The organism is Pedobacter agri (genome assembly GCF_032678665.1).
In the GTDB taxonomy this organism is placed as follows: domain Bacteria; phylum Bacteroidota; class Bacteroidia; order Sphingobacteriales; family Sphingobacteriaceae; genus Pedobacter; species Pedobacter agri_A.
This window is the reverse complement of sequence record NZ_JAVTSH010000006.1, coordinates 208,832-223,295: the sequence shown is the minus strand read 5'-3', so window position 1 is coordinate 223,295 and position 14,464 is coordinate 208,832. Positions and strand designations below refer to the sequence as shown.

The 14,464-nt window shown below is 37.8% G+C and carries 8 protein-coding genes; 1 reads left to right on the top strand and 7 read right to left on the bottom strand.

Annotated features, from left to right (window positions below):
* Nucleotides 1-32 precede the first annotated feature (32 nt).
* The 7 genes from R2Q70_RS14190 to surE form a co-directional block, all read right to left on the bottom strand.
* Nucleotides 33-2,477, bottom strand: a complete 2,445-nt coding sequence (locus R2Q70_RS14190) for a glutaminase family protein (protein ID WP_316808222.1) — start codon at nt 2,475-2,477, stop codon at nt 33-35.
* A 218-nt stretch (nt 2,478-2,695) separates the two neighbouring features.
* The gene (locus R2Q70_RS14185) at nt 2,696-3,697 is read right to left on the bottom strand and encodes a LacI family DNA-binding transcriptional regulator (protein ID WP_316808221.1); all 1,002 of its coding nucleotides are present in this window, start codon (nt 3,695-3,697) and stop codon (nt 2,696-2,698) included.
* 205 nt (nt 3,698-3,902) lie between these two features.
* Nucleotides 3,903-5,546, bottom strand: a complete 1,644-nt coding sequence (locus R2Q70_RS14180; RefSeq protein ID WP_316808220.1) for a RagB/SusD family nutrient uptake outer membrane protein — start codon at nt 5,544-5,546, stop codon at nt 3,903-3,905.
* A gap of 10 nt (nt 5,547-5,556) precedes the next feature.
* A complete protein-coding gene (locus R2Q70_RS14175) occupies nt 5,557-8,658 on the bottom strand; it encodes a SusC/RagA family TonB-linked outer membrane protein (RefSeq protein WP_316808219.1) in 3,102 nt (1,033 codons plus the stop codon).
* 250 nt (nt 8,659-8,908) lie between these two features.
* Entirely contained in the window at nt 8,909-10,018 is a 1,110-nt protein-coding gene (lpxB, locus tag R2Q70_RS14170; protein WP_316808218.1) for a lipid-A-disaccharide synthase, read from the bottom strand.
* Nucleotides 10,019-10,075: 57 nt separating this feature from the next.
* The gene (locus R2Q70_RS14165; RefSeq protein WP_316808217.1) at nt 10,076-10,348 is read right to left on the bottom strand and encodes a stationary phase survival protein SurE; all 273 of its coding nucleotides are present in this window, start codon (nt 10,346-10,348) and stop codon (nt 10,076-10,078) included.
* 8 nt (nt 10,349-10,356) lie between these two features.
* The gene (gene surE / locus R2Q70_RS14160; protein WP_316808216.1) at nt 10,357-11,202 is read right to left on the bottom strand and encodes a 5'/3'-nucleotidase SurE; all 846 of its coding nucleotides are present in this window, start codon (nt 11,200-11,202) and stop codon (nt 10,357-10,359) included.
* A gap of 219 nt (nt 11,203-11,421) precedes the next feature.
* Between surE and R2Q70_RS14155 the strand changes: the two genes are divergently transcribed.
* A complete protein-coding gene (locus R2Q70_RS14155) occupies nt 11,422-14,355 on the top strand; it encodes a M16 family metallopeptidase (protein WP_316808215.1) in 2,934 nt (977 codons plus the stop codon).
* Nucleotides 14,356-14,464 lie beyond the last annotated feature (109 nt).

Here is a 14,464-nt window from a genome sequence, read left to right as displayed (position 1 = left end):
TTCTTTTTATATGTTGGTTAGTATTTTATGGCTTATTTAATTCCCCAGCTATCGGCCAGCATTTTGATGAAATATCCACCAACAACGCTCCTGGCCTGGAAACCTGCTTTTTTTCCTGATATGGTTTCATGCCAATCACTCAAGGGCACTTTATCAGTAGTTTCTGCAGCATATTTGTAAATAGGTTTTATAAATTTTTGAAATTCCGGTTGATTATCGGTTAACGTTGCAGTCCACATAATCCAATCCGATTTGGTGTAAGCCTTGCGACTATCAAGTGGTAAACCGAAAGTGTTTTGTTTGGTTAAATAGTAGTTTATCTCTTTTCGGTAAACATCATTAGGGAATAAATTTAACTTCAGTAATTTATCCCAAACGAGGTTATATTTTTGGCTCCAGGTGTTTTTATCGTTAAAGGTTAAAGCATAATGATCTCCTGCATCGGCCAATTTCTGCCAGTTTTTAACCATATCCAAAGCCGCACTTCTATATTTAGTGGCGATTTCAGTTTTGCCTAATTGCTGAGCCAACTGGGCGTAAACACCTAAACCCACAATTGCCTTAACTGATAAGTTTGCATTACGAGCCAAATGACCAGCAAAGTCATCGGTACACAATTGGTTTACCGGATCAAATCCTTCTTTCAATAAGTACGCTGCCCATCTAGACATTTCCTTCCAGTGCTTTTCCGCGTAGCTCGCATTTCCTTCGGCTTTGGCAATCGCACCAACTAAAATGATCATGTTACCAGCTTCTTCCACCGGCATGTCTTCGCCATAAATTTGTCCGTTGGCAACTGGATAGGTACCAATATCATGAGCAGGGTAATCTTTCTTCCATTTTCCACTTTCTGAGTAGTAGAATATTCCGTTCAGCATGCCTTTTAACAACTCAGGATTATACAGCAAATATTGTGGAGCCGATGGATAGGTTACATCAACCGTGTTGATAAAGCCACCACTAAAGTTTTCTTTTGATAAGAATAAAATATCGCCATTTGGTGCGTAAACAATTTTGTGTGCCGCAATACTTTGGCGGTAGGCAAACTTGCATAAATCAGCATATTCTTTGCCACCAGCTTTTAAGGCATCGGCTGCTAATTTTGCATCGAAAGCCTTTGTTTTTGCTTTTAAAGTCGCGTAATCATTATTGGCCTGTGTAAGCTGATTTTCGAAAGTACTTGACGCTGATGTTCTCCAGATTGGCAATAACTGATCGCCGAAATACTCAATGGATTTTAAATCATCGTATCCTAGCATGACGTATTTTTCGACCGATTTTGAGCCCACCGAACCAAAAGGAATCACTGTACTCAAGTCTTGTGTTTTTACATTTAAAGCTTGGTTTCCCTGAGGAAATTTAGCCGATTTAAAACTGTTTAAATTGTCAATTTGGTTACCGATGTATTGTTTTGCACCAAATTTTGTTGGCACCACAACGTACATATAACCCCAGTCAATTCTTAAATCATCATTTTTCTTTTTCAGAACAGGTTGTTCAACGGTGCCTGCTTTTAATATCGATAGGTTGTTATTGGTATTTTTCCAAACAGAAACAGGTTGATTAGGTGTATTAACCGATAAGTTAGAAGATGCACTGAAGTATACATCAACTTTATGCGCTTTACCATCAGCAGATTTGGCCGCGTAGCTGATGTAACTAATTGGCCTTGCCGTTAACTTGATGTCGTTTAATAATAATGGAGAAGTAAAAATTACCTTCAGGTTTATGCCACCACATTTAAAATCGTAAATGGTGTTGGTTGCCTCAACAGCAACATTGGTTTGAGTGGCTTTCAACACCTGTGAGCCATTAGGAATTTCTTCTATAATTCCAGCATCCAGGTGCCTGCCGCCAGCTGTATTTTTACAATTGATCGCCAACAGATTTTCACCCTCTTTTAAAAGGTTGTTTTCTATCGGGATATAAATGTATTCGTGTACCCAGCCATCTTTCTGATAAATCGTTTTACCGTTCAGATAAACAGTAACATTATCATCATGACTAAGCTTTAAATATTTTTTGGCCGAAGAGGTGGAATGGAAGTCGAATTTTCGGCGATAATAAATCTCATCGGTATTCCATTTTGTTTTTGCAGATTGATCATCCCCAAACGGAGCATCATCCTTTTTCCAAGAACTGTCGTCGAATGATAAATTATTCCAGCCATCAGCTGCTTTTTTGGTCAGGTAGCTGGCCTGATAACTGGTTTCATCAGCCGCTGGAAGAAGAGTTTTGTAATTTTTAGATTCAGCACCTAAAAACCTGTAGAATTTGCCATCTACTTTAACTACACCTAAAAGCGATTGTTCTTTTCCAGTCCAGTGTTTAGTAACAGAATTATTAAGTCCATCGCCAAACGACCAGATGCTCAAATAAGTATCATGTGCAATTAAAGGATATGCTGGAATTTTGTCTTGCGCCTGAACGCTAAAATGTAGGACGTAGCAGCATACTAACAGGTAAAGATTTCTCATAAAGGGTGAATTTGGTTAAAATCGTTAAAACGTTTTACTAATCTTACCAATAAAAAATCTTCCAGTTTGTAACGAAAGAAAAAAAATTAATGTTTGATATTGGTTAGCGACTAGTTAAGCCGGTTTGGCGTAAAACGTTTTACTAGATCAATATTAAAGAAATAAAACTCATTTTGAAAGCACCAAAATGCAACATTTATGTGACGATAAAATAATGATTATCTTTCGATTAGCTTTGCCGGAATAATAACCTTTTGGTTTTCTAGTTTGTTCTTAGAAGAAAGCTGGTTTAAAATCAGCTGAATAACAGTTTCTGCAATCTCTTCTAAAGGTTGCTGCACAGCTGAGATGCTTGGCGTGTGGAGTTCAAAAACTTCATGATCATCATAAGCAATAACCGAAAGCTCATCTCCTATTTTTTTATTGAGCTGTTTTAGCGCTTTTAACCCGCTGATGGCTAAATAGTTGGTTGCAAAAAGTACGGCATCAATATCTTTAGTGCTGAATAATGATTTCATCTGTTCGATGGTTTCAGCTTCATCCTGATTGAAATGTATTTTAAGTACCAGTTCATCGTTATAAGCAATTCCCTGATCTACCAGTGCTTTCTTGTATCCTTCAAAACGTTCGATAATTTGTTCTACATCAATATCTGTAGTGACCAAAGCAATTTTCCGTTTGCCTTTTTTAATAAAGCTTTCAATGGATTGATAGGAAGCCTGAAAATGATCTGCACCTACATAATGGGTATCCATCTCCGATAAATTCCTATCGAATAAAATAACCGGTTTATTATCTGAGAGCAGCATCTGAATATCTTCCTCAATGCCTTTGGTTGGAGAGATGATGTAACCATCTACCTTCCTCGATTTGAACATATTGATCAGTTCCTTTGCCTTTTCTACATTGTTCTCCGTACTGGAGTAGATAATCTTATACCCTTTTTTGTAAGCTTTATCCTCTATTAAGCGAGCGATACGGGAGAAAAATGAATTTGAAATATCTTCAATAATTAAACCGATAATATTGGAATTTCCGGTTCTTAAACTTCTGGCAATCTGATTTGGTTTATAACCACTTTCTTTGATAATTTTTTCTACCTTCTTAATTACAGCCTCACTAATTGATTTTTCTTTTGCTTTACCATTGATGATAAATGAAACAGTTGTGATGGAGACACCAGCTTTAACAGCAATATCTTTTATAGAAAGGGTTTTCATTATTAGGCGTTCAAAATTATTACTTTTTCAAAAAGATACCATTCAACGAATCGTTTTTGAATTTTTGCTAATATAAAGTATAATGATTAATAATTTTTGAAAAATACTCGATTTAGTTCTGAAGTGCTTACATAACTTGTTGTTTTTAAATACTTCAATCGATTAAAACAAGAAAGGCACTTTAAAAGTGCCCTTTCTTGCTCTGTTAATAACCAGGATTTTGTTTTAAATTAGAATTTAATGCAATCTGTTGTTGAGGTATTGGATACAACTGTCTGTTTGCATTGGTTGGCTGATGATCCCACCAGCTTCCGGTTGCAAATTTTCCAAAACGAATGAGATCATCGCGGCGGAAACCTTCGAAAATAAACTCACGACCTCTTTCAACTAATAATTCATCGAGTGTTAAACTCGCTACCGTATACTGATTAGCCGGCCAATCTGCCGCAGCAAAAGCCCTTACCTTACAATCGTTAATCAATTGAACAGCTTCTGCTGTTGCAGTACCGCCATTTTTACGCATTAAAGCTTCTGCTTTGGCAAAGTAAATCCACGTTAAGCGGTAAATGTTCCAATCGGTATTGTTATAAACCGTACTTGGTTGTGTGGTTGCATTGGCCACCTGGTTACCCAGTTTATATTTGTTGAAACGAACACCACTGTTTTCTTCACCTTCACTCATGTTTGATACGGTTGAACCCGTTTTGTTCTTTCTGATGTTATCAACAAACTCCAATTGTTTACCATCATACTCATTTCCACCGGTAGCAATTAAAGCCTGACCATTATCAAAACGAACCATTTTACCTTCTAACAACCAGGTTCTTTTTCGTAAATCGGCATCTTTGTACTTCGTAAAGTTATCCGGTATCACCACAATTCCGTCATTACCATTTCTACTTCCGCCATAGATAAACTGTTGGTTAAAGTGGTAAAAATCGCTAGGGAAACCAGGCTGAAAATTTGCTCTTTGAAATTCGTAAGCAACGGAGAAGATGGTTTCTTTACTTAAATCGTTATCTGGTTTAAACTGATCGGTGATGTTAGGATCTAAGGCCATGTTACCATTCATGCCGCCTGCCTGGTTAGTAATAAGCTTATCGGCAGCAGCAATACAGTCATCCCACCGGGCTGTTCCTGTCCATGCCTGAGCATTTAAGTAAAGTTCAACCAGCATTGCATATCCACCAGCCTGGCTCATTCTACCCAGCATGGCTTTTGATAATTTTGGCGCTTTTTCAATATTATCTTTAATTTCTTTTTCAATGAAATTAAAAACCTCAGTTCTGCTCAGTGTTGATGGCCTAGCAGGTTCGCCAACCACTGTAACTACAGGAATGTTACCGAACAAATCCATTAGTTTTAAATAATGATATGCTCTAAATAACTTGAGTTCAGCCAAAAAGGCATCTTTTTCTTGCTGGGTAATGCCCAGTTGTGCAGCATCGCGTTTTTCTAAGTTCTCGATAGGCACGTTACATAAACCTACACCCCAATACATTAACGACCAGGCATTGTTTATCCCACCTTCATCAACCGTCCAGGTGTGGTAATGCAAGCGCTTCCACTTACCGCCATCTTCTCCATGCCTACCTTTTGTTGGCCAGGCCAATTGGTCGGCAGAAAGTTCAGCTAAACGCCACCAGCCATCCTGGCCAGACGAAGTACCCCATGCATTGGCATGTGTATAAGGCCTTAATACGGCTGAAATAATCTCGTTTTTGTTTTTATAGAAGTTTTCGCTGCTAATGGTGTCGTATAAATTCTCGTCGAGTTTTGTACAACCATTTGCCGTAATTAACAACATAGCTGCTAAACACGATGTATATATTTTATTTAATGTTTTCATGTTATTCAGTTTAAAATCCAAAGGTTACGCCTAATAAGAATGATGATGTGCTTGGATATGGGCCTCTTCCATCTACTCCCAAAACGCCATCATCTGCTGGTTGACCTAAACCTGTATCTTTCACAAAATCAGGATCGTTACCGGTATATTTTGTAAATGTTGCCAGGTTTTGTCCTGTAATGTACGCTCTTAAATTGCGGATGTTTTTCGACTTTAGTTTGAAAGTGTACCCGAAAGTAACCTCATCAATTTTTAAGAAACTACCATTCTCGATATAATAATCAGAATACATGTAAGTATCATTGATTTGAGCATACTTATCAAATGCAGAGTTTAAAAGGTTGGTACCAGAAACTTTATTTCCGTATGATAGTGCGGTTGTATTCAGAATCTGATAATCGAACTTACCTCTTAAGAAAAGACGCAGATCGAATTGCTTGTAATTAAAGCTATTGGTTAACGACAGGTAATATTTTGGAATGGCATTTCCAATAACCGCCAAATCGGTTTGATCTCTAAAGAATGAGTTATTAATCTGGTCGTTTCTGATTGGTTGGCCGTTTCGGTTAAAGAATAACCATTTACCGTCGCCTGTGAAGCCCGCAAAACGTTTACCCCAGAAATCGCCGATTTTACCACCTTCATAGATACGAATAGAGTTACCCAAATCGCCAAAACCACCAATCGGCGCTGTTGATAAATAATCTCTTCTGTACTCACTATTTGAATAAGAATCTAATTTATTGCTGGTGGTACTTGCGGCCAAATCAATATTGTATTTGAAATCTTTTCCATCAACCGCTTTGTAACTTAAGGCTAACTCAATACCTTTCGCCGAAATTGAACCTACGTTGGTGTAAATAGATGATCTTACAAATGGCGGTTGAGGTGAATCGTAGCTATCTAATAAATCTTTCGTTACACGTTTAAATAAATCCAATGATCCGGATAAACGGCTTGAAAACAGGGTAAAATCTAAACCTAAGTTAATTTCCTGTTTCTTTTCCCATCTCAAATCAGGATTAGGATTGCTGTTCGGTCCATAAGTTTCGCGGTACTGTCCATCAGGATATAAATATACCCCACCTGTTCCTAATGTTACCAGTGAAGCATAGTTGGCTATGCCGGAGTTACCCGTTTCGCCATAACCTAACCTTACCTTTAAGTTATTTACCCATTTTACATTTTCCATGAATTTCTCTTCGGTAACAGTCCAGCCTGCAGATACTGCCGGGAAGTTTGCCCATTTATTGTTGGCACCGAAACGGGATGAACCCTCTCTACGTAAAATTGCCTGTAAATAATACCTGTTTTTGAAGGTATAGTTTACCCTTCCAAAAAATGCGATTAAGGTGTTATCATTTTTAAAACTTCCTAAAAAAGCCTTACCAGCCGCCAATTGGTTACCGGCATTTAAATTATTTTCCTGGAACTGATCGTTTAAGAAACCAAGGTTGCCAGCATTAAAGCCTTCGTTAACTTCATAACGATAACTGTAACCACCAATAGCGGTTAAACTATGGTCTTCGCCAAGAGTTGTAGCATATTGTAAGGTTGGCTCAACGTTAAAATTTTGTTCCAATACCGTAGAGCGGGCGGCATAACCCCCGTTTTTGTAGATATCATTTTCTAAGGAATACTCTCCAAAAACCGAACGGTACGAACCATCAACATAACTGTTTCTTTGAACGGCTCCAAAAACTGAAGCTTTGAAACCTTTAAAGATTTCATATTCAGCTTTCGCATCAATTGAGCTGGTTTGTTGCTGGCGCTTATTGGTTTCTTGCTCTAACCTTGCAATTTCGTTTGTTGCGTTTGGATCGAAGAACCAGCTTCCATCTGGGTTATAATAAGATTGTGTGGGATTTCTGGTGAGCTGATTTTCCCAGCCACCGCCACCTAATAAATCGCCTTTATTAAAATTGGTTGATAAGTTTACCTGTGTGAATAATTTATCATCTAATCCTTTAGAGTTGAGGTTTAACCTGATACCATATTCCGTACGGCGGTTATTTTTTGCAAAACCCTGCAAATCGCGGTAGTTGATACTGGCTCTGTAACTTGTTTTTTCTGAACCGCCAGACATTGAAAGGTTATGGTTTTGACTTAAGTTGCTGTGATTAACCAAATCATCAAAAGGATCGAGTGAAGCACCATAGTCTTGACGATCAAACTGACCGCTACGGATTTTCTCTCTAAACTCATCTACGGTTAAAAAGTCTGGGCGCTGATATAGATACTCTTTACGCAGGTACCCCGAATAATCAAAACGGGCAGGACCAGCTTTACCTTTCTTGGTAGTTACTAAAATTACACCGGCATTGGCTCTGGTTCCATAGATTGCTGCACCAGAACCATCCTTTAAAACACTGAAGGAAGCGATATCATCCTGTTGTAAAAGGTCTAAATTTCCTCCGGGAATACCATCAATTACAATTAAGGGACTTTGACTACCAGTTACCGAAGTTACGCCACGTAACTGGATACCGACTCCAGAATTGGGGTTTGAACCGCCCGTTCGCGTAATCTGCAAACCAGCTACTTTACCTTGCAATAAATCGAGCGGGTTTCGTGATCCGCTTTGCCTGAATTGAGAAGTATCTACCGTTGCAATGGCTGATGTTACCTCTTTGGCTTTTAACGTACCGTAACCAACTACCACCACTTCATCTAATTTTTGCGAAGCTGATGGAACGAGATTGATGGTTAATGGTGCAGCACCATTTCCAGCTGGTACCGATCTGCTTTGGTAACCAATGTAACTGAAAACCAGAACATCGGTTGGAGCAGTTACGGTGATACTAAAACGCCCATTTTCCTGGGTAACAGAACCACCTGTTTTACCCTGAATTTTAATTCCTACACCAGGCAGTCCGATTTTTTTTTCATCTAAAACCACACCGGTTATGGTTTTTTGTCCAGCAGCAGTAGCCGGAGCCGTTGCAGGGCCATCTTTCGGTGGTGCGGCAGGTACAGGACTTGCGCCACCAAGCGGATTTACCGGAACTTTAACCGAATCGGCAGGTTTGGCAACAGGAACTTTTTTTGTAGTGTCTCTTTTTGTTGTGTCTTGCTGAAAATAATAATGACTGAAACTCCTGGTTTCTTTCATTGATTTAGCAAACAATTGGGGGCTCGAAATTAGGAACAGGCATAGGAATCCCGTAATCCTGAGTAGAATGTTTGTCATTGGCACTCATTAGTTTAGTTTATAATTAGTTACGCTGTGCGATCTAATAATTCGCTTAATTAATGAGAACGTGAAGGATTAATTAGGGAAAATATAATTACGCAAAACGATTTAGTAACGCAGTAACGCCTTATTTGTTTTGAAAAAAATTAAAAAGTTTTTGCCGGAGAAATTATTTGCCCGCTGAATATTGGTAAATTAATTTGGCAGTTTTCTCAGATGCGCCCGGCTTTCCCATTAACAAAAGTAAACCCTGGTAGTTGCCAAGCATGGTTTTTCGCCCCTCACCTGAAATTATTGCGTGAAGTTCTTCGCTTAATTTTTTGGTATTACAATCTTCCTGAATAAGCTCTGTAACAATTTTTTTATCTACGATTAGATTGACCAGTGAAATAAACTTAATTTTCACCAACATCCTTGCGATAGCAATAGAAATTGCTCCACCACGATAAACCACCACTTGCGGAACCTTGAACAAAGCAGTTTCTAAAGTTGCCGTACCGGAAGCTACTACTGCAGCATGAGCGTGATGAAGCAGATTGTAAGTATTACTAAATAAAAGCGTGACCTTTTTGCCTTTGATAAATTGATGATAATAAGCCTGATCAAATGTGGGCGCAGCAGCGATAGCGAATTGATAGCCTGGAAACTGATCGGTAATGCTTAACATCACGGGGAGCAAGCGCTCGATTTCCTGCTTTCTGCTGCCAGGCAATAAGGCTATAATTTTTTCACCGCTTAAATTGTGATTTGTTAAGAATTGAGGGTCGGGTGAAAATGCTGCTTGCTCATCTAAAAGCGGGTTTCCGACATAATCTACATCCATGCCCCACTCCTTGTAAAAATCTACCTCAAATGGAAGGATGCAAAACATATGATCAACAACCTTTTTGATTTTGAGCACACGCTTTTGGTTCCAGGCCCAGATTTTTGGAGAGATGTAATAGCAAACTTTAATATTATTTGCTTTCGCAAATTCAGCAATTTTTAAATTGAAACCAGGAAAATCGATCAGGATTAACACATCTGGTTTCCAGCTTAAAATATCTTCTTTGCATTTTTTAAGATTTTTGAATATCGTTCTTAAATTTAACACTACCTCGGTGAAACCCATAAAAGCCATGTCGGCATAGTGTTTTACCAATTCACCACCTTCCGCCTGCATCTTATCGCCACCGAAATAACGGAACACGGGATCAGGATCTTCCAGCTTTAACGCTTTCATTAAGTTCGCACCGTGTAAATCGCCTGATGCTTCTCCGGCTACGAGGTAGTATTTCATTATAGTATCGAGTATTTAGTATCAAGTATCAAGACTGATATTTGACTACCGCTATTATTAAAAAACTTTATAAGCGAAGAAAATGAAAGCACACAAAAATGTGGCAGCTAAAATTCCCCGGCCAATATTTAGTTTATTGTATTTAAAAAAATGCTGCATCACATAAGCGTTCACCGCTATGCCGCCAATGTATAATAAATCGGCTTTTGCCAGCGATGCGACATGATGAATGATGTACCAGGCGATGGAGCATAAAATTGCCGGGATGATTAATCCGATACCTAATCCGATCCACACTGAGTCGTTCAGTTTTCTTAGTTTTTCGTTCATCGATTAAACTAGCCCAGGTTAATCCCGTCAGGTGCGGAAATGGTCGTTTTGCCCTGATCAGATTTCGATTGATCACCACCTTTAAAATTCCAACCGTTTAAAGTTTGAATGGCGTGGTGTGCTGTTAAATCAAACTGAACCGGAACAACTGAAACATAGCCATGTTCTAAAGCCCAAACATCGGTATCTTCGCCTTTATCAAAATTCTCAAAAACTCCGGTTAACCAATAATACGGGCGTTTGTAAGGATCAACACGTTCTTCAAATTCTTCCATCCATTTGGCATTGGCCTGGCGGCAAATTTTCACGCCTTTCAACTGATCACCTTTCGGAAAATTCACGTTGAGTAAAACACCTTCCGGTAAGCCATTTTCCAAAACCTGCAAGCAAATATCTTTAATGAATTTTTTGGTGTGACTAAAATCCGCATCTGCAGCAAAATCATCCATTGAGAAACCAATAGATGGAATTTTTTCAATAGCGCCTTCTACCGCTGCCGACATGGTACCAGAATACAGAACATTAATTGAATTATTTAATCCATGGTTGATTCCAGATACACATAGATCAGGCTTTTTGCCTTTGAATATTTTATTTACGCCGAGTTTAACACAATCAACAGGCGTACCGCTGCATTTGTACATTTCTACGCCGTTATAAAGGTCAACTTTATCAAACCGGATTGGCTTACCAATCGTAATCGCATGTCCCATCCCGCTTTGCGGACTATCGGGTGCCACAACAACCACATTACCAATCTCCTGCATTACTTCCATCAGGTTTTTTATTCCTTTAGCAGTAATTCCGTCATCGTTGACCACTAAAATATTTGGTTTTGCCTTGTGCTTTGTCATGACGGTAAAAATACAGAATATAAAATCAAGGCACAATAAAGCTAAATTTTATATGCTAAAATCATTTATTACTACATGATTAGTTAGAAAATTCTTAAAGCATTTCATTCCATGATTGAAACCATATATATTTGGATAAATAACTTATTAACTGACTGCTGTAATTGGTTTACAGTAACCAAATGCTCCAATCAAAAATCATAAACCAAAATCAAATAAATGAAAATCAAACTATTTACATTGGCTTGTTTTCTTGTTGCAAGTTCAGGCGTAAAAGCTCAAACCGCGTACCAATGGAAAACAGGTAATTCTGGTGGCTACCCTTATAAGTATGTTACCAACGACCCCACAAAATCGCGTTTCTATACGTTAAAAAACGGATTGACCGTAATTTTATCGCAAAATAACAAAGAGCCAAATATTACTTACAAAATGGCTGTTAGGGCAGGTAGTAATACCGACCCAAGAACCAACACGGGTTTGGCCCATTACTTAGAGCACCTTTTGTTTAAGGGTACTGATAAGTTCGGAACTTTAAACTACGCTAAAGAAAAACCTTTATTAGATAAAATAGAGGCCCTTTACGAAACCTATAATAAAACGACCGACCCAGCCAAGCGTAAAGAAATTTATAAAGAGATTGATAAAGTTTCTGGCGAAGCATCTGAATATTCAATTGCAAATGAATATGATAAAATGATGAAATCGATTGGTAGTAATTCTACCAATGCCCATACATCGGTTGAAGAAACTGTTTATGAGGAAGATTTGCCATCAAACGCAATTGACAAATTTTTATCACTTCAGGCTGAACGCTTCCGTGCTCCGGTTTTCCGCATTTTTCATACAGAATTAGAAGCTGTTTATGAAGAGAAAAACATCGGGATGGATAATGATGGACGTAAAATGTATGAGAAAATGCTTTATTCATTATTTCCAACACATAACTACGGTCAACAAACTACCATTGGAACCATTGAGCATTTAAAAAATCCATCACTGGTTGAAATCAGAAAATATTACAACAAGTATTATGTGCCAAATAATATGGCTCTAATTATGTCGGGTGATATTAACTACGATGATTTGATCAAAAAAATCGATAAGAATTTTTCTTATATGGCCTCAAAGCCATTGGCATTATACAACCCTGCACCTGAAAAACCATTAACTCAGGTCCAAAAAGTTGATATTTATGGCCCAAGTGCCGAAAGCCTTTATGTGGCTTATCGTGGTTTTGCACAAAACAGCCGTCAGAGTTTATTGCTTGATCTAATTGGCAGCATCCTTTCGAACGGAAAAGCTGGTTTGATGGATATAAACATCAACAAACAGCAAAAAATGTTGAGAGCTGGTGCGGGCTATAATCAAATGAAGGATTACGGAATTTTTATTTTATCAGGATCACCTAAAGTGGGACAAAGTTTAGAAGACGCACAAAAATTATTATTAGAACAAGTTGATTTGCTTAAAAAAGGTGAATTCGACGAAAGTTTAATAAAAGCAACCGTTGCCAATATTAAATTAGCAGAACTTCAGGGTTATGATAACAATGATGTTCGTGCCAACGCAACCATGGATGCCTTTATTCAAAATCGTGGTACTGAGTGGGATAAAACCTTAGCTGCAACTGATGCGATGGCAAAGGTGACCAAAAAAGAAATTGTAGATTTTGCCAATCAGTTTTTCATCAATAATTACGTATCGATCTTAAAACATAAAGGTGAAGATAAAAGCATTATTAAAGTTGAAAAACCAACCATCACAGCGGTAAAAACAAATGCCAACGAGGTTTCTCCTTTCACGAAAACCATTATCAGTTCTCCTGTAAAACCAATTGCACCAAAGTTTTTAGATTATCAAAAAGATTTGAATTTTGGTAACGCTGGTATTGCTGATGTAATTACCGTTCAGAATACAGAAAATGGCATATTCCGCATGAGCTACCGTTTTGACATGGGTTCTTACAATTATAAATTATTGCCTTATGCCTCGCAATACTTAGCTTTTTTAAGTACGGATAAATATTCTGCGGAAGACATTAGCAAAGCATTTTATAACCTTGCATGCAACTATAACATTAACGTAGGTACAGAAATCACAACCGTTTCTTTAAGTGGTTTACAAGAGAATTTTGATAAAGCAGTGGCTTTGTTGGAAGATGTTTTGGCAAACTGCAAACCAAATGAAAAAGCTTTGGAAGATTTAAAAGGCCGTTTGTTGAAATCGAGAGAAAATGCTAAATTAAATAAGGCTTCTATTTTAGGAGGTTTGATGAGTTATGCTCAATATGGATCGGATAATCCTTTCAATTACGGATTAACCAATGATGAAATCAAAAACATGAAATCTTCTGATTTGATTTATTTGTTGCATAACCTAACCAATTACAAACACACCATCACATATTTTGGCCCGAAAACGTTACCTGCATTTTCTGCTGACATTACCAAAGTTCATGCATTGGGTAAAGAGTTTACGCCTGCAGCACCAATGAAAAAGTTTGTGTATACCAAAACCGATTCGAACAAAGTTTACTTTGCAGATTACGATATGGTTCAGGCTGAAATCCGTTGGGTACGCAATTCTGGATTATATGATCCCGCAAATGCGGCAAAAATTGGTTTATTTAATAACTATTTTGGTGGTGGTATGGGTTCCATCGTATTTCAAACCATCCGTGAATCTAAAGCTTTAGCCTACTCTACTTTTGCAGTTTATTCTTCGCCAAACAGCAAAGAAAAAGAAAATACCATGATTGCATATGTAGGTACGCAAGCTGATAAAATGAACGAAGCTGTAGCAGGAATGAATGAGTTGTTGACGGTATTACCAGAGTCTGATAAATCATTTGATCTTTCGAAAAGTAATTCATTAAACGGCATTGAAACGACAAGAATTACTAAAGATGGCATCATCTATACTTACCTGGCTGATCAAAAATTAGGTTTCGATCATGATTCGAGAATTGACGAGTATGCAGCGTTAAAGCCATTAACTTTTGCTGATGTTAAATCATTCCACAATGGTAATATTTCTGGTAAACCTTACAACTATTGTGTTGTGGCCTCAGAGAAAAAAATCAACCTTGCTGATTTAGCTAAATTTGGCGCTGTTACTAAATTGAATTTAGAGCAGATTTTTGGATACTAAGAAAGCAGAAAGTTTAAAGTAAAAAGCTTAAAGCTTAAAATAAAGTAAGCGTTTTGGTTTAAAACCCGGAACGCTTTTTTATTTCACAAAGGTTTTGACGCACTGGATT

What these genes read in the sequence shown, in the direction of transcription:
- R2Q70_RS14190 (WP_316808222.1), bottom strand. Translation starts at nt 2,477, where the DNA reads ATGAGAAATCTTTACCTGTTAGTATGCTGCTACGTCCTACATTTTAGC.
- R2Q70_RS14185 (WP_316808221.1), bottom strand. Translation starts at nt 3,697, where the DNA reads ATGAAAACCCTTTCTATAAAAGATATTGCTGTTAAAGCTGGTGTCTCC.
- R2Q70_RS14180 (WP_316808220.1), bottom strand. Translation starts at nt 5,546, where the DNA reads ATGAAAACATTAAATAAAATATATACATCGTGTTTAGCAGCTATGTTG.
- R2Q70_RS14175 (WP_316808219.1), bottom strand. Translation starts at nt 8,658, where the DNA reads ATGAAAGAAACCAGGAGTTTCAGTCATTATTATTTTCAGCAAGACACA.
- lpxB (WP_316808218.1), bottom strand. Translation starts at nt 10,018, where the DNA reads ATGAAATACTACCTCGTAGCCGGAGAAGCATCAGGCGATTTACACGGT.
- R2Q70_RS14165 (WP_316808217.1), bottom strand. Translation starts at nt 10,348, where the DNA reads ATGAACGAAAAACTAAGAAAACTGAACGACTCAGTGTGGATCGGATTA.
- surE (WP_316808216.1), bottom strand. Translation starts at nt 11,202, where the DNA reads ATGACAAAGCACAAGGCAAAACCAAATATTTTAGTGGTCAACGATGAC.
- R2Q70_RS14155 (WP_316808215.1), top strand. Translation starts at nt 11,422, where the DNA reads ATGAAAATCAAACTATTTACATTGGCTTGTTTTCTTGTTGCAAGTTCA.